This window comes from Oceanicella actignis, from assembly GCF_008124525.1.
GTDB classification, from domain to species: Bacteria; Pseudomonadota; Alphaproteobacteria; order Rhodobacterales; family Rhodobacteraceae; genus Oceanicella; species Oceanicella actignis.
Genome location: NZ_VNHJ01000001.1, coordinates 516,450 through 536,748, shown reverse-complemented (window position 1 = coordinate 536,748; position 20,299 = coordinate 516,450). Strand labels below are relative to the sequence as shown.

Annotated in this window: 17 protein-coding genes; 11 read left to right on the top strand and 6 right to left on the bottom strand. The window is 72.7% G+C overall.

Annotated features, from left to right (window positions below; genetic code table 11):
• Positions 1–93: 93 nt before the first annotated feature.
• Positions 94–597, bottom strand: coding sequence for a hypothetical protein (locus tag LY05_RS02460; protein ID WP_072746160.1), 504 nt, complete (start codon positions 595–597; stop codon positions 94–96).
• A 146-nt stretch (positions 598–743) separates the two neighbouring features.
• Between LY05_RS02460 and hemB the strand changes: the two genes are divergently transcribed.
• The 3 genes from hemB to LY05_RS02445 all read left to right on the top strand — a co-directional run bounded on the left by hemB (position 744) and on the right by LY05_RS02445 (position 3,039).
• A complete protein-coding gene (gene hemB, locus LY05_RS02455) occupies positions 744–1,751 on the top strand; it encodes a porphobilinogen synthase (protein ID WP_072746161.1) in 1,008 nt (335 codons plus the stop codon).
• A complete protein-coding gene (locus LY05_RS02450) occupies positions 1,748–2,398 on the top strand; it encodes a glutathione S-transferase family protein (RefSeq protein WP_148921958.1) in 651 nt (216 codons plus the stop codon). The genes hemB and LY05_RS02450 overlap by 4 nt, the downstream gene beginning before the upstream one ends.
• Positions 2,399–2,481: 83 nt before the next feature.
• Complete coding sequence (locus LY05_RS02445) at positions 2,482–3,039, top strand: lipid-binding SYLF domain-containing protein (protein ID WP_148921957.1); 558 nt, start codon at positions 2,482–2,484, stop codon at positions 3,037–3,039.
• A gap of 40 nt (positions 3,040–3,079) precedes the next feature.
• Here LY05_RS02445 and LY05_RS02440 read toward each other — a convergent pair whose 3' ends face one another.
• The gene (locus tag LY05_RS02440; protein ID WP_072746164.1) at positions 3,080–3,943 is read right to left on the bottom strand and encodes an NAD(P)-dependent oxidoreductase; all 864 of its coding nucleotides are present in this window, start codon (positions 3,941–3,943) and stop codon (positions 3,080–3,082) included.
• Between the two features lie 131 nt (positions 3,944–4,074).
• Here LY05_RS02440 and LY05_RS02435 point away from each other — a divergent pair, with 131 nt between their 5' ends.
• A complete protein-coding gene (locus tag LY05_RS02435; protein WP_148921956.1) occupies positions 4,075–6,561 on the top strand; it encodes a penicillin acylase family protein in 2,487 nt (828 codons plus the stop codon).
• A 12-nt stretch (positions 6,562–6,573) separates the two neighbouring features.
• Here LY05_RS02435 and moaB read toward each other — a convergent pair whose 3' ends face one another.
• Positions 6,574–7,116: a molybdenum cofactor biosynthesis protein B gene (moaB, locus tag LY05_RS02430; protein ID WP_148921955.1), complete on the bottom strand. Its 543-nt coding sequence runs from the start codon at positions 7,114–7,116 to the stop codon at positions 6,574–6,576.
• On the bottom strand, positions 7,113–7,964 hold the full coding sequence (locus LY05_RS02425) for a uracil-DNA glycosylase (RefSeq protein ID WP_249041840.1): 852 nt from the start codon (positions 7,962–7,964) through the stop codon (positions 7,113–7,115). The genes moaB and LY05_RS02425 overlap by 4 nt, the downstream gene beginning before the upstream one ends.
• 294 nt (positions 7,965–8,258) lie before the next feature.
• On the opposite strand from LY05_RS02425, the gene LY05_RS02420 reads away from it, so the two are divergent.
• Positions 8,259–9,920: an electron transfer flavoprotein-ubiquinone oxidoreductase gene (locus LY05_RS02420; protein ID WP_072746168.1), complete on the top strand. Its 1,662-nt coding sequence runs from the start codon at positions 8,259–8,261 to the stop codon at positions 9,918–9,920.
• 1,072 nt (positions 9,921–10,992) lie between these two features.
• On the opposite strand, the gene LY05_RS02415 is transcribed toward LY05_RS02420, so the two are convergent.
• Positions 10,993–12,465 carry a sigma-54-dependent transcriptional regulator gene (locus LY05_RS02415; protein WP_148921953.1) on the bottom strand — a complete coding sequence of 491 codons (1,473 nt, stop codon included), beginning with the start codon at positions 12,463–12,465 and terminating at the stop codon, positions 10,993–10,995.
• Positions 12,466–12,702: 237 nt separating this feature from the next.
• Here LY05_RS02415 and LY05_RS15510 point away from each other — a divergent pair, with 237 nt between their 5' ends.
• The 3 genes from LY05_RS15510 to LY05_RS02400 all read left to right on the top strand — a co-directional run bounded on the left by LY05_RS15510 (position 12,703) and on the right by LY05_RS02400 (position 15,912).
• The gene (locus tag LY05_RS15510; RefSeq protein ID WP_170258758.1) at positions 12,703–13,527 is read left to right on the top strand and encodes an OmpA family protein; all 825 of its coding nucleotides are present in this window, start codon (positions 12,703–12,705) and stop codon (positions 13,525–13,527) included.
• Between the two features lie 123 nt (positions 13,528–13,650).
• On the top strand, positions 13,651–13,992 hold the full coding sequence (locus LY05_RS02405; protein ID WP_072746171.1) for a hypothetical protein: 342 nt from the start codon (positions 13,651–13,653) through the stop codon (positions 13,990–13,992).
• A gap of 75 nt (positions 13,993–14,067) precedes the next feature.
• Entirely contained in the window at positions 14,068–15,912 is a 1,845-nt protein-coding gene (locus LY05_RS02400) for a M3 family oligoendopeptidase (RefSeq protein WP_148921951.1), read from the top strand.
• A gap of 46 nt (positions 15,913–15,958) precedes the next feature.
• On the opposite strand, the gene LY05_RS02395 is transcribed toward LY05_RS02400, so the two are convergent.
• Positions 15,959–16,525, bottom strand: coding sequence for a LabA-like NYN domain-containing protein (locus LY05_RS02395; RefSeq protein WP_148921950.1), 567 nt, complete (start codon positions 16,523–16,525; stop codon positions 15,959–15,961).
• A gap of 117 nt (positions 16,526–16,642) precedes the next feature.
• Between LY05_RS02395 and folK the strand changes: the two genes are divergently transcribed.
• The 3 genes from folK (at position 16,643) to LY05_RS02380 (ending at position 20,288) form a co-directional block, all read left to right on the top strand.
• Positions 16,643–17,212, top strand: a complete 570-nt coding sequence (gene folK, locus LY05_RS02390; RefSeq protein WP_148921949.1) for a 2-amino-4-hydroxy-6-hydroxymethyldihydropteridine diphosphokinase — start codon at positions 16,643–16,645, stop codon at positions 17,210–17,212.
• 97 nt (positions 17,213–17,309) lie between these two features.
• On the top strand, positions 17,310–17,666 hold the full coding sequence (gene rpoZ / locus LY05_RS02385; RefSeq protein ID WP_072746175.1) for a DNA-directed RNA polymerase subunit omega: 357 nt from the start codon (positions 17,310–17,312) through the stop codon (positions 17,664–17,666).
• Between the two features lie 33 nt (positions 17,667–17,699).
• Positions 17,700–20,288: a RelA/SpoT family protein gene (locus LY05_RS02380; RefSeq protein ID WP_211356261.1), complete on the top strand. Its 2,589-nt coding sequence runs from the start codon at positions 17,700–17,702 to the stop codon at positions 20,286–20,288.
• The last annotated feature ends 11 nt before the right edge of the window (positions 20,289–20,299 follow it).

Genomic DNA, 20,299 nt, shown 5'->3' with positions numbered 1-20,299 from the left:
GACCCAGCGAAAAAATGGCGGCGACTGACAGGGCGACGGCCCTTGCGGCGGGCGCGAAGGCGGACCCGATCCCCGCCGCCGCGCGGCGGCGCGTCAGCGCATCGGAAAAGCCAGCGCCCCAGCCCTTTCAAGCGCGAAGACCGCGGCCGTGAGCATCACCGCCGCATAGCCGACCCCGACGTGAATCCGGCGCCGGCGCACGAAGCGGCGCAGCAGCTCGTCGGGCGCGGGCTGGGCGCGGTGCAGCGCCAGCGCCTCGCGCAGCGCCAGAACCGACAACGCGCTCCACGGCGCGGCGACGGCCCACAGACCCAGCGCGGGTTCGTATCCGAAGCCCAGCGCCAGCACCGTCAGCGAGGACAGGGCGAAGCCGCCGGTCAGCCCCCACCACAACCCCTCGCGATGGAAGCGGAAATCGATCCACGCCAGGCTGCGGCGCGCCAGCGCGTCGAACAGCGCCGCATCCGGCCCGCCATGCAGCGCCGCGCGGCGGATGGCATGGTGGGGCACCCCGTGCACGCTGGCCCCGGCCCAGGTCCAGAGAACGGCCAGCAACGCCCAATACCAGATGCTGTGCACCGTCGTCTCGACGCTCATGCCCCGCCCCATGCCTCGCCGCGCCGCCGCGGCCGACTCGGCCCCCTTTTAGCCTTCCCGCCCCGGCCAGGAGAAGCCCAAGCCTTGCCGCGCGGCCGCGCCCGTGGCATTGCGAAGGCGACGCCAGCCGCATCGGAGACCCCCGCATGACCTCGCCGCGCATCGCCCCGTTTCCGCTTTCGCGCCCGCGCCGCCTGCGCCGCGCCCCCTGGATCCGCGACCTTGTGCGCGAGCACGAGCTGAGCGTGCGCGACCTGATCTGGCCCCTCTTCCTGATCGACGGCGTCGACGCCGAAGAGCCCGTGCCCTCGATGCCCGGGGTCTCGCGGCTGACGGTCGATCGCGCCGTCGAGGCGGCGCGCCGCGCGGCGGATCTGGGCATCGTCTGCATGGCGCTGTTCCCGCGCACGGACCCCGCGCGCAAGACCCCCGGCGCCGAAGAGGCCTGGAACCCCGACAACCTGGTCAACACGGCCACCCGCGCCATCAAGCGCGCCGTGCCGCAGATGGGCGTCATGCTGGACGTCGCGCTCGACCCCTACAACTCGGACGGGCATGATGGCATCGTGCGCGACGGCGACGTGGCCAATGACGAGACGCTCGAGGCGCTCGAGCGGCAGGCCCTGGCGCAGGCCGAGGCGGGCGCCGACATCCTCGGCCCCTCGGACATGATGGACGGGCGCATCGGCGTCATCCGCCGCGCGCTCGAGGCGCACGACTTCCAGCATGTGGCGATCATGTCCTACGCGGCGAAATACGCCAGCGCCTTCTACGGCCCGTTCCGCGACGCGGTGGGCGCCAAGGGCGCGCTCAAGGGCGACAAGAAGACCTACCAGATGGACCCCGGCAACACCGACGAGGCCCTGCGCGAGATCGCCGCGGACCTCGAGGAAGGCGCCGACATGATCATGGTCAAGCCCGGCATGCCCTATCTGGACGTGTGCCGGCGCGCGCGCGAGACCTTCGGCGCGCCCACCTTCGCCTACCAGGTGTCGGGCGAATACGCCATGATCCAGGCCGCCGCCGCCAATGGCTGGCTGGACGGCGACCAGGCGATGATGGAAAGCCTGCTGGCCTTCAAGCGCGCGGGCTGCGACGGCGTCCTGACCTATTTCGCGCCGCGCGCGGCGCAGCTGCTGGAGGGTTCGGCATGAGCTTGCGTCTTTTCCATGTGCGCCATTCGCGCTCGTTCCGCGTGCTGTGGCTGATGCGCGAGATGGGGCTGGAGGGCGAGGTGATCTCGCTGCCGCTCGACCGCGAATGGCTGGCCTCGGAGGAATGGGCGCGGATCAATCCGGCGGGCAAGGTGCCGGCGCTGATCGACGGCCAGACGCGCGTGTTCGAGTCGATCGCGGCCATGGAGTATCTGTGCGGCCGCTACGGCCCGACCCCGCTCGCCCCGCGCCCGGCCGATCCCGATTACGGCGACTGGCTGCAATGGATGCACTACGCCGAGGCGGGCGTGGCGACGCATGTCGCCACGCTGGCCGGGCATCGCGCGGGCATGGCGCAATACCAGGTCTCGGACGCGCATGCGGCCTATCTCGAGGACCAGATCGCCCGCGCCCAGCGCGCGCTGGCCGCGCGGGTGGCGTCGGGCGGGCACATTCTGGCGCGCGGCTTCTCGGCCGCGGACATCGCCATGGGCTACACGCTGCACCTGATGCGCATCGGCCGGGTCGAGCTGCTGCCCGAGGTCGCCGCCTACATGTCGCGCCTGGCCGAGCGGCCCCATTTTCGCGCCGCCGCGGCCGAGGGCAAGGACGCGCGCCTTCCCGATCGGGCGCGGCTGGAAGGCTGAGCGGCCTTGCTCCGGCCGCGCAGCGGCGCCAGACTCGGCCCGAGGCGGAACGCATCGTTCCGGGCAGCACAAGGAGAAGGCCCATGAGAGGCGCCCATCGTCGCGAATTCCTGGCCGGTCTGGCCGCCCTGCCGCTGGCGCTTGGCGCCGCGCGCCAGGCGCAGGCCGAGGACGCGGCCGTCATCGACTACAAGGTGGACAAGGCGCTGGCCGAGCTGCGCGCCCAGTCGCCCGAGATGCGCGAGCTGCTCGAGAAGGCGCGCGGCGTGCTGGTGATGCCTGAAATCACCAAGGCCGGCTTCCTGATCGGCGGCGCCTATGGCGAGGGCGCGCTGCGCGTCAACGGCGTGACGGTGGACTACTACGCCGTCGCCGCCGCCAGCTTCGGCCTTCAGGCGGGCGTGCAGCGCATGTCGCAGGCGCTGCTGTTCATGACCACCGCCGCGCTCGAGAAGTTCCGCCGCTCGGAGGGATGGGAGCTGGGCGCCGACGCGCAGGTCGTCACCCCCGAGGACGGGCTTCAGGCGGGCATCTCGACCACCACCGCGCGCCACCCGGTGATCGAGGTCGTGTTCGGCGAGCGCGGGATCATGGCGGGGCTGTCGCTCGAGGGCGCGAAATACACCCGCATCAAGCGCTGACGCGCCCGGCGGCCGGCGCGACGCGCGCCGGCCCGCTCGCTCAGCGCAGGCGGCGGATCAGGCTCGAGGTGTCCCAGCGGCCGCCGCCCATGGCCTGCACGTCCTTGTAGAACTGGTCCACCAGCGCCGTGACCGGCAGCGCCGCGCCGTTGGCGTCGGCCTCCTCGAGGCAGATCTTCAGATCCTTGCGCATCCAGTCCACGGCGAAGCCGAAGTCGAACTTGTCGTCGATCATGGTCGGGCCGCGGTTCTCCATCTGCCACGAACCGGCGGCCCCCTTCGAGATCACCTCGACCACCGCCTTGGCGTCGAGCCCGGCCTTGATCGCGAAGGCCAGCCCCTCGGACAGGCCCTGCACCAGCCCGGCGATGCAGATCTGGTTGACCATCTTGGTCAGCTGCCCCGCCCCGGACGGCCCCATCAGCCGGCACGAGCGCGCGTAGGACATGATGAGCGGCTCGGCGCGGGCGTAGGGCCCCTCTTCGCCGCCGCACATCACCGTCAGCACGCCGTTCTCGGCGCCCGACTGTCCGCCCGAGACGGGCGCGTCGATGAAATGGGCGCCGTGCTCGGCGGCATGGGCGTGCAGCTCGCGCGCGACGCGGGCCGAGGCGGTGGTGTGATCGACGAAGATCATGCCGGGCTCGAGCGCCTCGAAGGCGCCGCCGGGGCCGGTGGTGACCGAGCGCAGATCGTCGTCGTCGCCCACGCAGGCGAAGACGAACTCGGCCCCCTCGGCCGCGCCCGCGGGGCTGGCGGCCATGCGCCCGCCATGCTGGGCGACCCATTTCTCGGCCTTGAGATGCGTGCGGTTGTAGACCGTGACCTCGTGCCCGTTCGCGACCAGATGTCCGGCCATCGGATATCCCATCACGCCCAGACCGATGAAGGCGACCTTGGCCATGCGCTTTCCCTCCTTGCGACGATGCGGCGCTTGGGTCTGGAAACTGACGGCCCGCGATGTTCAGGTCAAGCGCGCGGGCCGAATCGCGGCGCGCGGCCGGAACGGAAGACAGGCCGAGGAAGCGGGCGGGCATGGCGACGGCGTTCAAATGGCTCTATCGCGCGCTGGGCGCGCTTGCGGCGCTGAGCGCGCTGGCGCTGGCGGCGGCCTATCTGCTGGTGGCCGGCTCGCTGCCCGACTACGACCGCGACTTCGCCGTGCGCGGGCTGGGCGCGCCGGCGCGGATCCTGCGCGACGCGCACGCCGTTCCCCACATCCGCGCCGAGACCGAAGAGGATGCGTTCTTCGCCCTCGGCTTCGCCCACGCGCAGGACCGGCTGTGGCAGATGGAGCTGAACCGCCGCGCCGCCCAGGGCCGCCTGGCCGAGCTGTTCGGCCCCGCGCTGCTGCCGGTGGACCGGATGATGCGCGCGCTGGACCTGCACCGCCTGGCGCGCGCGGCGGTGGCGCGGCAAAGCCCGCGCGCGCGCGCCGCGCTCGAGGCCTATGCGCGCGGGGTCAACGCGCGGCTGCGCGCGGTGGCCGACCAGGCGCTGGGGCGCGGCGCGCCCGAATTCCTGTTCTTCTCGCGCAGCATCGCCCCCTGGACGCCCGCCGACAGCCTGTCGATCGCCAAGCTGCTGGCGCTGCGCCTGAGCGACCATGCCGCGGCCGAGGTGCGCCGCGCCGCGCTGTCGCTGCTGCTGCCCGCCGAACGGCTGCGCGACATCGACCCCGACTACCCCGAAGACGGCTCCATCGCCCTGCCCGACTACGCCGCGCTGTTCCCCGGCCTGCGCTTCGCCCGCCCTGCGGCGGGCGCGCCGCGCACGGCGCAGGCGTTGCCGGCGGCCGGGCGGGGCGGCGCGTCGAACGCCTGGGCGCTGAGCGGCGCGCGCTCCGCCGCGGGCAAGCCCATTCTGGCGAACGATCCGCATCTGTGGCTGTCGGCGCCCTCGATCTGGCACCTGGCGCGGCTCGAGCTGCCGGGAGTCGGCGGGATCATGGGCGCCGCCGTGCCGGGGCTGCCGCTGATCCTGATCGGCCGCAACGAGCGCCTCGCCTGGGGGCTGACCGCCAGCTACGGCGACGACGCCGACATCTACATCGAGAAGCTCGACCCCGAAGACCCCTCGCGCTACCTGACGCCCGAAGGCTACGCGCCCTTTCGCGTGCGCCGCGAGCTGATCCAGGTCGCCGGCCGCCCGCCCGAGGAGGTCGAGCTGCGCTGGACGCGCCACGGCCCGGTGCTGCCGCCCGACCAGCTGGGACTGGCGCAGGTGACGCCCGCGGGCCATGTCGCGGCGCTCAGCTGGACGGCGCTGACCGAGGACGACCGCTCGTTCACCGCCGCCTTCGAGCTGATGCTGGCGCGCGACATCGACGAGGGCGCCGCCGCCATGGCCGACCATGTGGCGCCGCCGCTCAACGTCACCCTGGCCGACGAGCGCGACGTGGGCATGATCGTGGCCGGCCGCCTGCCGCTGCGCCACCGGCTCAACCCCGGCAAGGGGCGGCTGCCCGCGCCGGGCTGGGTGGCGGTGAACGACTGGACGGGCTATCTGCGCACGCCCGACCTTCCGCGCGTCATGCGCCCGGCCTCGGGGGCGGTGGCCAACGCCAACAACCGCACCGCGCAGGCGCCCTATCCGCGCCATGTCAGCTTCCATTGGGGCGATCCCTACCGCATCCGCCGCATCCGCAAGGAGCTGGCCTCGCGCGAGTTCCACAGCCGCGACGGCGCCGCCGCCCTGCAGAACGACGCCGTGTCCGAGATGGCGCGCGCGGTCCTGCCCCTGATCGCGCGCGACCTGTGGTGGACGGGCGCCGCCGCCCCCGCCGACCCGGTCGAGGCGCGCCGGCGCGAGGCGCTCGAGATGCTGGGCGAGTGGAACGGCGAGATGACCCAGCACGCCCCCGAGCCGCTGATCTTCGCCGAGTGGATGCGTCGCCTGACCCTGCGCCTGGCGGCCGACGAGCTGGGCCCCGCGGTCGAGCTGGTCGCCGGCCCGCGCCCGGTCTTCGTCGAGCGCGTGTTCCGCGACATCGGCGGCGCGGGCGCGTGGTGCGACGTGAACAAGACCACCCGCGTCGAGACCTGCGCCGAGATGGCCGCGCTGGCGCTGGACGACGCGCTGGGCGCGCTGGCCGAGCGCTACGGCCCCGACCCGCGCGGCTGGCGCTGGGGCGAGGCCCATGTCGCCACGCACGAGCACACGCCGCTGGGCCGCTTCGCGCTGCTGGCGCCGCTGGTCAACATCACGCACGAAGCCTCGGGCGGCGACTTCACGCTGCTGCGCGCGCAGGGCGCGGGCTCGGGTCCCGAGCCGCACAAGGTGGTCACCGCGGCGGGGATGCGCATGGTGGTGGACTTCGCCGATCCCGACAGCTCGCTGATCGTGATCTCGACCGGGCAGAGCGGGCATCCGCTCTCGCGCTTCTACGACGACCAGTCGCTGCTGTGGCGGCGGGGCGACGCGCTGCGCATGTCGCTCGACTTCGCCGATGCCGAGGCCGGCGCGCAGGGCGTGACGCTGCTCACGCCCCTCGGGCCCGAGGGGTCGGACGAAAGGGGCTGAGCGGCGGCGCGCTCACTTGCGGCGCAGATGCTCCTCGAGGCGGGGCATGATCTCGACGAAGTTGCACGGCCGGTGGCGGTAGTCGAGCTGCAGCGACAGGATCTCGTCCCAGCCGTCGCGGCACGCGCCCGGCGAGCCGGGCAGCGCGAACAGATAGGTGCCCCTGGCCACTCCCGCGCAGGCGCGCGACTGCACCGCCGAGGTGCCGATCTTGCGGAACGAGATCATGGCGAAGATCACGCCGAAGGCCTCGATCTCCTTCTCGTAGACGTCGCGATGGGCCTCGACGGTCACGTCGCGCCCGGTCAGCCCGGTGCCGCCGGTGGTGATGACCGCGTCCACCTGCGGATCCTCGCACCAGGCGCGCAGCTGCGCGGCGATGGCCTCGCGCTCGTCGGGCAGGATGCGCCGGTCGGCCAGAACATGCCCGGCGTCGGTCAGCCGCTGAACCAGCGTGTCGCCCGAGCGGTCGTCCTCGAGCCCGCGCGTGTCGGACACCGTCAGCACCGCGATGCGCAGGGGGATGAAGGGCAGGCTTTCGTCGATGCGGCTCATGCGGGATCTCCGGCGGATCGGTCGGGCGGGTTCGCGGCGTCCGCGCCCTGGCCGGGCGGGGCGCCGTCCAGCGCGGCGCGCAGCGCGCGCAGGTCGCGCCACGCCTCGCGCTTCATCAGGGGGCGGCGCAGCAGATAGGCGGGGTGAAAGGTGGCCATGGCCGGCACGTCGCGCCAACGCGCCCATTTGCCGCGCATGCGCGTCACCCCCGCCCCTCGGCCCAGCAGCGCGCGCGTGGGCGTCGAGCCCAGCAGCAGCAGAAAGCGCGGGCGCGCCAGCTCGATGTGCCGCTCGAGGAAGGGCAGCATCATCGCCGCCTCGTCTTCCGAGGGGGTGCGGTTCTCGAGCGGGCGCCAGGGAATCAGGTTCGAGATGTAGACCCCCTTGTCCGGGTCCTCGGCGCGCCGGTCCAGCCCGATGGCCACCAGCATCCGGTCCAGCAGCGCCCCCGAGCGGCCGACGAAGGGCTTGCCCTGCAGATCCTCGTCGCGGCCGGGCGCCTCGCCGATCGCCATCAGCCGCGCCCCCGGCAGCCCGTCGGCGAACACCGTCGAGCGCGCCCCGCGCTTGAGCGCGCAACGCTCGAAGGCCTCGAGCGCGGCGCGCAGCTCGTCCAGCGTGGCGCAGGCGGCGGCGATGCGCGCGGCCTCTTCGCCGGCGGGCGGCTCGGGCGCCGGCCGCGGGGCGCGGACCGGCGCGGCGGCCGCGCCCCGCCCGGCGCCGGGGCGCGGCGAAGCGGGCGCGCCGGCCGGCCGGCGCGCGGGCGCCGCCGCGCTTTCGGCGAAGCGATCGACCGGCGCGTCCAGGATGGCCTCGTCCGCGCCAAGGTCGATCTGCAAGGCGAGCATGGCCAGGAGCTCGGCGCGCGAATCCGGCGCCGGGCGCTGCGAATCGCCGCTGGGTCCGCTGTCGTCCATGCGCCGGAACCTTAGCGCCCCGCGCGGCGCAGTCGAGAGCGCATGCGCCCCGCGGCGCGGATCGCGCGGGGAGGGTTTTGCGCGCCGCATTTGCGGAACGGCGTTCCGCCAGTGACCCAAGGGCCGCAACGTCGCCATTGACGGCGCCGGGCGCTGTGGCTAGGCCTTCGCCTGACCGCCATCCACGCCACCGCGCGCGCGCGCGGCCAAGCTCGAGGAGCCGCCATGTCCGAGATCACCCGCGAGTCCATGGAATACGACGTCGTCATCGTCGGCGCCGGCCCGGCCGGGCTTTCGGCCGCCATCCGGCTCAAGCAGCTGGGAGGCGACGACGTCTCGGTCGTGGTGCTGGAGAAGGGCGCCGAGGTCGGCGCGCACATCCTGTCGGGCGCGGTGCTCGATCCCTCGGGCCTGACGGCCCTCATCCCCGACTGGAAGGAAAAGGGCGCCCCGCTCAACGTCCCGGTGACCGAGGACCGCTTCCTTCTGATGGGCGAGCATGGCGAGCTGCGCATTCCCAACTGGCCCATGCCGCCGCTCATGGACAATCACGGCAACTACATCGTCTCGATGGGCAATGTGTGCCGCTGGATGGCCGAGCAGGCCGAGGCGCTGGGCGTCGAGATCTTCCCGGGCATGTCCTGCTCGGAGCTGGTCTATGGCGAGAACGGCGAGGTGCGCGGCGTGGTCGCGGGCGAGTTCGGGCGCCTGTCCGACGGCACGCCGGGCCCCAATTACGAGCCGGGCATGGAGCTGCTGGGCAAATACGTCTTCCTCGCCGAGGGCGTGCGCGGCTCGCTTTCCAAGCAGGTGATCGCGCGCTACGGCCTCGACGCCAATTCGGACGTGCAGAAATACGGCATCGGCATGAAGGAGATCTGGGAAATCCGCCCCGAGAACCACAAGCCGGGCCAGGTCACGCACACCATGGGCTGGCCGCTGGGCAAGAACGCGGGCGGCGGCTCGTTCATGTATCACGCCGAGAACAATCAGGTGTATATCGGCTTCGTGGTGCATCTGAACTACGAGAACCCGCACCTGTTCCCCTACATGGAGTTCCAGCGCTTCAAGCACCATCCGGCCATCGCCTCGGTGCTCGAGGGCGGCAAGCGCATCGCCTACGGCGCGCGCGCGATCTCCGAGGGCGGCTGGCAGTCGCTGCCCAAGCTGACCTTCCCGGGCGGCGCGCTGCTGGGCTGCTCGGCGGGCATGGTCAACCTGCCGCGCATCAAGGGCAACCACAACGCCATGCTGTCGGGCAAGGCGGCCGCCGAGGCGGCCTTCGAGGCGCTGCGCGCCGGCCGCGCCTCGGACGAGCTGACGGCCTATGAAGAGGAAGTGCGCACCGGCCCCATCGCCCGCGACCTCAAGCCCGTGCGCAACGTCAAGCCGCTGTGGTCGCGCTATGGCCTTCTGGGCGGGCTGGCCCTGGGCGGGCTGGACATGTGGTTCGCGACGCTTGCCCGCGGGCGCACCCTGTTCGGCACGCTGCGCCACGGCAAGACCGACGCCGCCGCCACCGGCCGCGCCGACCGCTTCGAGCGCATCGAATACCCCAAGCCCGATGGCAAGCTCAGCTTCGACCGGCTGACCAACGTGGCCTACTCGTTCACCAATCACGAGGAAAGCCAGCCCTGCCATCTGAAGCTCAAGGATCCCGACATCCCGATCCGCTGGAACCTGCCCAAATACGACGAGCCGGCCCAGCGCTACTGCCCCGCCGGGGTCTACGAGGTGGTCCGAGACGCGCCGGATGCCGAGCCGCGCTTCGTCATCAACTTCCAGAACTGCGTGCACTGCAAGACCTGCGACATCAAGGACCCCGCGCAGAACATCGAATGGACCACGCCCCAGGGCGGCGACGGGCCGAACTATCCCAACATGTGACGCCCGCGCGGGGCGCATGGGACCCGCGCGCCGCCCTGGGCGGGCGCGGGGCCCCTGCGCGGCGCCGCCAAGCCCGGCCCGGGCGCGGGCCAGGGGCGATGCGCGCCGCTTTTCGATCCGGCTGCGCCAGGAGGCGCGCGCGCATGCGCCGGGCTTGCTCGCAGCCGCGCCGCGCCCCTCGGGACATGTCCGCCCGCGCCGGAGGCCGGGCCGTGACCGCACGCCCCGCAGCGCAGTCAAGGCAGCGCCTGCGCCGGAGGCCGTCCTGGCCGCCGCCGATCGCCGTGAGGCGGCCCGTGGCCCGCGCCGCGCGCAAGGCGAGCGGCGGTTTTCCGAGGGCGCCGCGCAAGGCGTGCAGGAGGTCAGGCATCCTGCCCCGCGCGCCGCGCCCGGCGGGAATGCCGCGCTCCGAACGGATCGCTCCGCGGACGGAAGCGGCGCGGGCGATCTGCGGACGTCGAGCGCGCCGGCGGCGAAGTCGGCGTTTCCCGAGCGCGCCGAGCGGGGCGACCGGCAGGCGGCGGAATCGCTCGACGCCCGCGGCGTTCCCCGACCGCGTCGGGCAGAGTCCCGGCCCCGTCGGCGCAATGGCGCTTCGGGAGGAGCCGGAGGCCCGAGCGGCGCCGATCTCGGCGGAGTTCGGCCCCGTCGCCGCAATGGCCCGTCGGGCGGGGCTGTTTCGCCGCGATCGTCCCTGACGCCGCGCGCAATCGGCGCTCGGGCGCGAGACCTGGGCCGATGACCAGCCCCCCGCGCGCCAAGCGAGCCGAAGCCCGATCTCCACGCCCGCTCGCGCCTCGCTCTCCAGTCTCGGCCCGCGCGCGCGTCAGACGGCGACCACGGTCTTGCGATCGTCCTCGACGGTGGACGTCTCGGCCCGCTAGCGCGCGCGTCAGGCGGCCGAGGGGGCGGCGCGGCGGGCTCCGCCTTCGGCTCGGCGCGATCGCGCCGGCGCACCCCGGCCGCACCGACCATGGGGCCGCGCCCGCCATCGCGTGCGTCGCCTGGCTCGGGGTTCCCGGGGCGCGCCGCCCAAAGGGCGCGGCGGCCAGGCCGACCGCCGCCGGCCCCTTCAGCGCGACGTCAGGCCGTGATCGCGCATCTTGCGATAGAGCGTCGCGCGCCCCATCCCCAGCTTGCGCGACGCCAGGGCGACGTCCCCGCCATAGCGCGAAAGGGCGGCCGCGATGGCGGCGGCCTCGATTTCCCAGATCGGGCGGATCTCGCCCTCGGCGTCGAAGAAGCCGCCGGCGGGCGCCGACCGCCCGCCGCCGCGCGCGCCCTCGGCCCCGCGCCCGTCGACGCGAAGGCGCGCCGCGTCGCAGGCCTGCGCCGGCGCCCCTCTCGCTTCGGCTCCCGCGCAGGCGGGTCCCTGACCGGCGCCCTGCGTCGGCCGCGCCCGCAAGGCCGCCCTTGCGGCCTCGGCCTCGACCGCCTCGGACGGATGCAGCACCGCGAGGCGCCGCATGACGTTCTCGAGCTCGCGCAGGTTTCCCGGCCAGTCATGCGCCTCGAGCGCGGCCAGCGCCTCGGGGGTCGGCCGGGGCGGCGCGACGCTCTCGGCCTCGGCGGCGCGGCGCGCGAACAGCTCGGCCAGGGGGGCGATGTCCTCGCGGCGCGCGCGCAGCGGCGGCACGCGCAGGCACAGCGCCGACAGGCCAAGGAAAAGCTCCTGCCGGAAACGCCCCGCGGCCGCCTCGTCCGAAAGAGGGCGGTCTGCGGCCGAGATCAGCCGCGCGTTCACGCGCCGCGGCGGCCCGGCGCCAAGGCGCGCGATCCGGCCCGTGGCGACGATGCGCGCAAGCCGCGCCTGTGCCCGCGCGGGCAGATCGCAGACCCCGTCGAGGAACAGGACGCCCCCTTCGGCCTCCTCGAACTTGCCCGCAAGCGAGACGTCCGCGCCCGCGCGGCCGAACAGGGCCGCCTCGGCCAGATCGGGGGGCATGGCGGCGCAGTCGAACGCCACGAAGGGCCCATCGCGGCGCGGGCCCTCGGCATGGATCGCGCGGGCGAAGGCCTCCTTGCCGGCGCCGCTCTCGCCCTCGATGAGCAGCGGCGCGTCCGAGCGGGCGAAGCGCCGGGCCAGATCGGCGGCCGCGCGCGCCGCGGGGCTGACGGCGATCAGCGCGTCAAGGCCGCCCGCGGCCGCGGGAGCGGCGGCGCGGCGTTCGGCATGGGCGCCGACGGCCGCGCGCAGGGCCGCCGGATCGACCGGCTTGATCAGCACGTCGCGCGCCCCCGCCCGCGCGGCCCGCACGATGCGCGCAGGCGCCGGATCGACGCTCAGCACCACCACCGGCGGCGCGCCGGGCGGCAGCCGCGACAAGAGCGCAAGCGCGCCGCCCCCGTCCAGATCCATGTCGGCCAGCGCCAGGCGCGGCCGCGGCGCCGCCGACAGCCGACGCAGCGCCGCGGCCAGGTCGGAGGCCTCTTCGACGCGGCGTCCGTCGGTCTCCAGAACCGCGCGCAGATAGCGCCGCACCGCCGGGTCCGCGTCGGCGATCAGCACCGGCGCGGCCTGGCCGCGGGTTGAATCCGCCTTCATTCGCTCACCCCTGCTCGCCTCCTCGGGTGACAGCTTGCGCGAGGGCGGGTTAAAGTGTTGTGTATCCGCGACGCGCAACGATTTATGCGTGTCGTCGGGGCCGCGCGCGCGCCGGACGCATTGAAATCGCAGGCGCTTCGTGCGAAGCGTCGGGACGAGATCGCGCCGCAAGGACGCGATCCGTCAGAATCACAGCCGGGGGACAACGCCCTCGGCGAAAACGAGACGGAGAGAGGGATGAACATGATTTCCCGCATGACCATGGCCGCCGCCGCTCTGGCGGTCGCCGGATGCTCGTCGCTGCCGGGCGCCAATCTTGGCGGGACGTTCACCGCCGAAAGCTATCTGGGCACGTCGATCGAGGGCGGCGACTTCAACGCCGCGCTGGCGCGCGAATACCAGGGCCTGGCGAACCGTTCGGCCACCCAGGACGTGAACTGGATGGACGCGACCGCCTACATCGCCAAGTCCGAAGCGGCCGCCAACGGCGGCGTCGCTCCGTGGTCGCCCGCCGATCTGGGCGTGAGCGCCGACGGCTACGAGAAGACCGTGGCGACCATCACCGAGAACGCCGCCGCGCGCCCGGCCGAGTGCGCCCGCGCGCAGGCCTACTGGGATCAGTATCTCGAGTCGCTCGCCGAGGGCGCGCTGGCCTGCATCTCGGCCGAAGACGCCAAGGCCATGCTGGACGACGCCCTCAAGGCCTGCGCCGGCGTGTCGGCCGACTACGTGGTGTATTTCGGCTTCGACCGTTACGACATCACCAAGGCCGCGCAGGAGGTGATCAACGAGGTCGTCGAGGCCATGCGCGCCTATGCCGAGCCGCTGGTCTCGATCGTCGGCCACACCGACACGGTCGGCACCTTCGAGTACAACCAGAAGCTGTCCGAGCGCCGCGCCGAAGCGGTGAAGAAGGCCCTTCTGGCCCGCGCCGCCGCGCAGAACGTCAAGGTGGGCAACGTGACCACCGCGGGCCGTTCGGAGGCCGAGCTGGCCGTGCCGACCCCGGACAACGTGCGCGAGCCGCGCAACCGTCGCGCCACCATCGCGATCTCGGAGTGATCCGGGCTTGACGGCGCCGGGTCCGACCCGGCGCCCGCCTGCAACGCCCCGCGCCCCCAGGGCCGCGGGGCGTTTTCATGCGCGGGGCTTGGAATCGCGCGCGGCGCGCCCCATCTCTTGCCTATGAACCGACACAGGACGCATCTTGCCGCGGCGCTTGTCCTTGCGCTGGCCGCGCCGGCGGCGGCCGAGCCCCCCGGCGCCGGCCCCGACGCCCCGCCCGAACGGCCGCTGGCCGAAGAGCTGGAGCGCGCCGCGCGCGACGCGCTCGAATCCCTGACGCGGCAGCTCGGCCCAGCGCTGCGCGGGCTTCAGGAAACGCTGGGCGCGCTCGACGACTACGACGCGCCGCGGATCCTGCCCAACGGCGACATCCTGATCCCGCGCAAGCGCCCGTCGCCCGCGCCCCCCGATGCGCCCGAGCACGCGCCCGACACCGACGCGCCCGAGACGCTCGAGCTCTGATCCCCTTCCCCTGCGCCGCCCAAGGCGTTACCTGAGCGCAGGAACGACCGACCACATCCCATCCGGAGGCCCCACATGCGCCAGACGCCACCGCTCGCCCCCCTGCCCCGCACATTCCCGGCCAGCGAGGCCGCGCGCGAGGGCGGCGGCGCGCCGCTGGGCGATCTGCCCGAGTGGAACCTGGACGACCTCTACCCCGGCATGGACAGCCCCGAGCTGCGCCGCGACCTGGACTGGGCGCGCAACGAGGCCGCCGCCTTCGCCGCCGATCTCGAGGGACGCCTGGCCGCGCTCGACGGCGCGGGGCTGGCCGAGGCGGTGCGCCGCTACGAGAAGCTGCAGCAGGTGCTGGGGCGCATCATGTCCTATGCCGGCCTGCTCTATTACCAGAACACCGCCGACCCGGCGCGCGCCAAGTTCATGGGCGACATGCAGGAGGAGGTGACGCGCATCACCACGCCGCTGGTGTTCTTCACGCTCGAGCTCAACCGCATCGACGACGAGGCCCTGGCCCGCGCCCTGGCAGACCCCGAGCTTGCGCGCTACAAGCCCTGGCTCGACCGGCTGCGCGCCTTCCGCCCCTACCAGCTGTCGGACGAGCTGGAGAAGTTCCTGCACGACCAGTCGGTGGTCGGCGCCGCGGCCTGGAACCGCCTGTTCGACGAGACCATGGCGCGGCTGACCTTCGAGGTCGAGGGCGAGGAGCTGCCCCTCGAGGCGACGCTGACGCTGCTTTCGGACGCCGACCGCGGCAAGCGCGCCGCCGCCGCCGCCGCGCTGAGCGAGGTCTTCGCGCGGAACCTGCCCCTGTTCGTGCGCATCACCAACACGCTGGTCAAGGAGAAGGAGATCGAGGACCGCTGGCGCAAGCTGCCCACGCCGCAGATGGCGCGCCACCTGTCCAACCAGGTCGAGCCCGAGGTCGTGCAGGCCCTGCGCGATGCGGTGGTGGCGGCCTATCCGCGGCTGTCGCACCGCTATTACGCGCTCAAGGCCCGTTGGCTGGGGCTGGACAAGCTGCAGCACTGGGACCGCAACGCCCCGCTGCCCGAGGAAGAGGACCGCAAGATCCCTTGGGACGAGGCGCGGCGCATCGTGCTCGAGGCCTACGCCGACTTCTCGCCGCGGATGGCCGAGCTGGCCGAGCCCTTCTTCGACAAGGGCTGGATCGACGCGCCGGTCAAGCCGGGCAAGGCGCCCGGCGCCTTCGCCCACCCCACCGTGACCGACGTGCATCCCTATGTGATGCTCAACTATCTGGGCAAGACGCGCGACGTGATGACCCTGGCGCATGAGCTGGGCCATGGCGTGCATCAGCGCCTGGCCGCCGCCCAGGGCGAGCTTCTGTCCTCGACGCCGCTGACCCTGGCCGAGACCGCCAGCGTCTTCGGCGAGATGCTGACCTTCCGCAAGCTTCTGGCCGCGCAGACCGATCCGCGTCGGCGCAAGGCGCTGCTGGCCGGCAAGGTCGAGGACATGATCAACACCGTCGTGCGTCAGATCGCCTTTTACGACTTCGAGTCGCGCGTGCACGAGGCGCGCCGCGAGGGCGAGCTGACGGCCGAGCGCATCGGCCGCATCTGGCTGGACGTGCAGAGCGAAAGCCTGGGCCCGGCCTTCGAGTTCGCCCCCGGCTACGAGAACTTCTGGACCTATGTGCCCCACTTCATCCACTCGCCCTTCTACGTCTACGCCTATGCGTTCGGCGACGGGCTGGTGAACGCGCTCTACGCCGTCTACGAGGAGGGCGACCCGGATTTCGAGCGCAAGTATTTCGACCTGCTCGCCGCGGGCGGCGCGAAGTCGTATCGCGAGCTTCTGGCCCCCTTCGGGCTGGACGCCTCGGATCCGGGCTTCTGGGACAAGGGTCTGGGGCTGATCGCCTCGATGATCGACGAGCTCGAGGCGATGGAAGGCTGAGCGCCCCGCCATGGCCGCGGCCGGCGGGGCGCCGAGCCGGCGGGGCTCAGTCCTCGCCGGCCTCCTCGGGTTCGGCGCGCGGCGGGCGCGGCGGGCGGCCGATCACGTCGCGCAGCTCGTCCAGCTCGATGAAGTTGTCGGCCTGGCGGCGCAGCTCGTCGGCGATCATGGGCGGGTTCGAGCGGATGGTCGAGACCACCGACACCCGCACGCCCTTGCGCTGAATGCCCTTGACCAGCGGGCGGAAATCGCCGTCGCCCGAGAACAGCACCATGTGATCGATGCGCGGCGCCAGCTCCATGGCGTCAACGGCCAGCTCGATGTCCATGTTGCCCTTGACCTTGCGCCGGCCCATGGAATCGGTGAATTCCTTGGCCGCCTTGGTCACCATGGTGAAGCCGTTGTAGTCCAGCCAATCCACCAGGGGTCGGATCGGCGAATATTCCTGATCCTCGACCAGGGCGGTGTAGTAGAAGGCCCGCACCAGCTTGCCGCGCCGCATGAACTCGCTGCGCAACAGCTTGTAGTCGATGTCGAAGCCCAGCGCCTTGGCTGCGGCGTAGAGGTTCGACCCATCTATGAAGAGGGCCAGTCTTTCGTCACGGTAGAACATGAGCACTCCTAAAAATGAGACGCCGGGCCGGCCGTCACGAGCCGTGGGGATGCCAAGCGCATGGCGCTGGAAAATATCGCGTCTGCTGAATGTTGCAATCGCAAGCGGACGCGGACGATGACTTTATGCCTGATCGCGCTGGGCGCCAACCTTCCGGCGGGCGAGCGGGCGCCCGCGCAGACGCTGGACGAGGCGCTTGCGCGGCTTGCGGCAGAGGGGGTGCGCCCCATCCGCGTCAGTCGGTGGTGGCGCACCCCCGCCCATCCGCCCGGATCGGGTCCCGATTTCGTCAACGGCGCGGCGGCGTGCGAATCGGCCCTGCCGGCCGAGGGCGTGCTGGCCGCCCTGCACCGGGTCGAAGACGCGCTGGGGCGCGCGCGCCCGGCGCGCTGGGCGCCGCGCAGCTGCGATCTGGACCTGATCGACTGGGGCGGGCGCATCGCCCCCGACGCGGACGAGCTGCGCCGATGGATGGCGCTGAGCGACCGGGCCGGCGCCCTGCCCGCCCCGGACCGGCTGATCCTGCCGCACCCGCGCGCGCATGAACGCGCCTTCGTCCTGGCGCCGCTGGCCGAGGTCGCGCCCGCCTGGCGCCACCCGGTTTCGGGCTTGACGGCGGCGCAGATGCTGGCGGCGTTGGGTCCGGGGGCGATGGCGGGCATGTCGCCGCTGCCCGCCGGCCCCTGAGCGCCGCCGCCCTTCGCCCCGGCCCGCACCCCTTGCCTTTCGCCCTCAAGGGGTCTAGATAAGCGACTTCCCGTTCACAGAACACCGGAGCGCCCGCATGGCCCGCGTCACCGTAGAAGATTGCGTGGACAAGATCCCGAACCGGTTCGACCTGGTCGTTCTGGCCGCCCACCGCGCGCGGCAGATCTCTTCCGGCGCGCCGATCACCGTCGAGCGCGACAACGACAAGAACCCCGTCGTCGCCCTGCGCGAGATCGCCGAAGAGACGATCGACCCCCGCGATCTGGAAGAGTCGGCGATCCGCGACTTCCAGCGCCAGATCGAGGTGGACGAGCCCGAAGAGGACGACATGCCGCGCCTGATGGGCGCCCTCGAAGAGGACAAGCCCGAAGACGACGGGCTGAACGAGGAAGAGATGCTGCGCCGCCTGCTGGCCGAGCAGGGCAAGGCCTGACGCGGCCATGCCGCATGTGACCCGGAGCGCGCCTTGATCCGTCCGCACGAGCTGGTCGAGCGCATCCGGGCCTACAACCCCAACACGGACGAAGCGCTCCTGAACGCGGCCTACGTGTTCGGGGCGCGCGCCCATGCCGGGCAGTTCCGCAAGTCGGGCGAGCCCTACTGGAACCACCCGGTCGAGGTGGCCAACATCCTGGCCGAGCTGCATCTGGACGACGCCACGATCGTCACCGCGCTGCTGCACGACACGGTCGAGGACACCCCCGCCACCCATGAAGAGCTGCGCGAGCTGTTCGGCGAAGAGATCGCCCAGCTCGTCGACGGCGTGACCAAGCTGACCAAGCTGCAGCTCAGCTCGGCCGAGGCCGAGCAGGCCGAGAACCTGCGCAAGCTGCTGCTGGCCATGTCCAAGGACGTGCGCGTGCTGCTGGTCAAGCTGGCCGACCGGCTGCACAACATGCGCACCATCGCGCACATGCCCCCGCACAAGCAGGAGCAGAAGGCGCGCGAGACCATGGAGATCTACGCGCCGCTGGCCGGGCGCATGGGCATGCAGTCCATGCGCGAAGAGCTCGAGGACCTGGCCTTCCGCGTGCTCAACCCCGACGCGCGCCGCTCGATCATGCGCCGCTTCGTGCAGCTGAAGAAGGAGACGGGCGACCTCATCCCGCAGATCACCGAGGACATCCGCGCCGCCCTGGCCGCCGAGGGCGTCAGCGCCCAGGTCACCGGCCGCGAGAAGCGCCCCTATTCGATCTGGCGCAAGATGCAGGAGAAGGGCGAGGAATTCTCGCGCCTGTCCGACATCTACGGCTTCCGCATCATCACCGAGACCGAAAGCGACTGCTACCGCGCGCTGGGCGCGGTGCACCGGCGCTGGCGCGCGGTGCCCGGCCGCTTCAAGGACTACATCAGCCAGCCCAAGTCGAACGGCTACCGCTCGATCCACACCACCGTCTCGGGCCGCGACGCCAAGCGCGTCGAGGTGCAGATCCGCACGCGCCAGATGCACGAGGTGGCCGAAAGCGGCATCGCCGCGCACTGGTCCTACAAGGACGGCGCGCGGGTCGACAATCCCTTCGCCGCCGACCCCTTCCAGTGGCTGCGCAACCTGACCGAAAGCTTCGAGCAGGCCGAGAACCCGAACGAGTTTCTCGAGCATGTGAAGCTCGAGATGTTCCAGGACCAGGTGTTCTGCTTCACGCCCAAGGGCAAGGTCATCAAGCTGCCGCGCGGGGCGACGCCCATCGACTTCGCCTACGCCATCCACACCCGCATCGGCGACAGCTGCGTGGGCGCCAAGATCGACGGGCGCCGCGCGCCGCTGTGGACCAAGCTGCGCAACGGGCAGACGGTCGAGATCATCCGCGCCGACGCCCAGCGCCCCCAGCCCGTCTGGGAGCAGATGGTGGTCACCGGCCGCGCCAAGCAGGCCATCCGCCGCGCCCTGCGCACCGAGCAGCGCGCCGCCGAGATCCGCATGGGCCGCGAGATCGCCCGCCAGGCCTTCGAGCGCGCGGGCCAGGAGCTGAGCGACAAGGCCCTGTCCACCGCCGCGCGCCTGATGGGCTTTGCCTCGCGCGACGACCTGCTGCAGGCTTTGGGCGCGGCCGACGTCACCGGCGCGCAGGTCGTCGCCGCGCTGTTCCCTGCCGCGGCCGGCCAGGCGCCGCCTGCGCCCGCGCAGGGCGAGGGGCCGGGGGTGATCGGCGTCAGCCGCGCGCACAAGGTGCGATTCGGCCCCTGCTGCGCGCCCGTGCCCGGCGACCGGATCGTGGGCATCGCGCGCAAGGGCAAGGGTGTGACGGTTCACGCCATCGACTGCCCGATTCTGGCGGCGTATGAAGACAAGCCCGAGCTGTGGCTGGATCTGCGCTGGGACGAGCGCGCCGCGCAGGCGCATCAGACCTCGATCAGCCTGACCTTCGCGCATGAGCGCGGCGCCCTGGCCCGGGTCTGCGCGGTGATCGCCGAGATGAACGCCGACATCGTGCAGCTCGAGTTCAACGACCGCAAACCGGATTTTTACCGGGCGCGGATAGACCTTGAAGTGCGGGACGTGAAGCATGTGAGCCAGATCGTGACCATGCTGGACGCGCAGCCGATCGTCACCGAGGTGCGCCGGATCATGCCGGCGCTGCTCGACCCCGCCGGCTTCGCCGACGAAGGCCCCGGGCCCGAGGCGGCGGCCGACGAAGGCGCCGCCGCTCGAACGCGCGACGCGGCGCCCCGGGGCGCGGCCGAAAACGGCGCGCAGCGCACGGCCGGGGCGGACGGCGCGGGCGGCGCGGATGGCGGCGACGGCGGTGCGGAAGGCAGGGGCGGCGCGGACCGTGCGTCCGCCGCGGGCGGCAAGGGCGGCGCGGCGCCCGAAACCGGCGCGGCGGCGGACCGCGCGCGCGGCGCGGACGACGACTGCGGCGAGGGCGGCGGAGAGGGCGTCGCCGCGCCGGAGGACCGCGCGCCCGGCGCGCAACGCAGGGGCGGCGCGGGCGGCGCGGCGCCCGAAACCGGCGCGGCCGAGGCGCGCCCCGCCTCCGGAGCGGAGGCGGAGAACGACATGGCGGGCCTGTTCAAGACCGGACCGCTGCGCACGCATGGACCCGAATCGGGCTGAAAGGCCGAAGC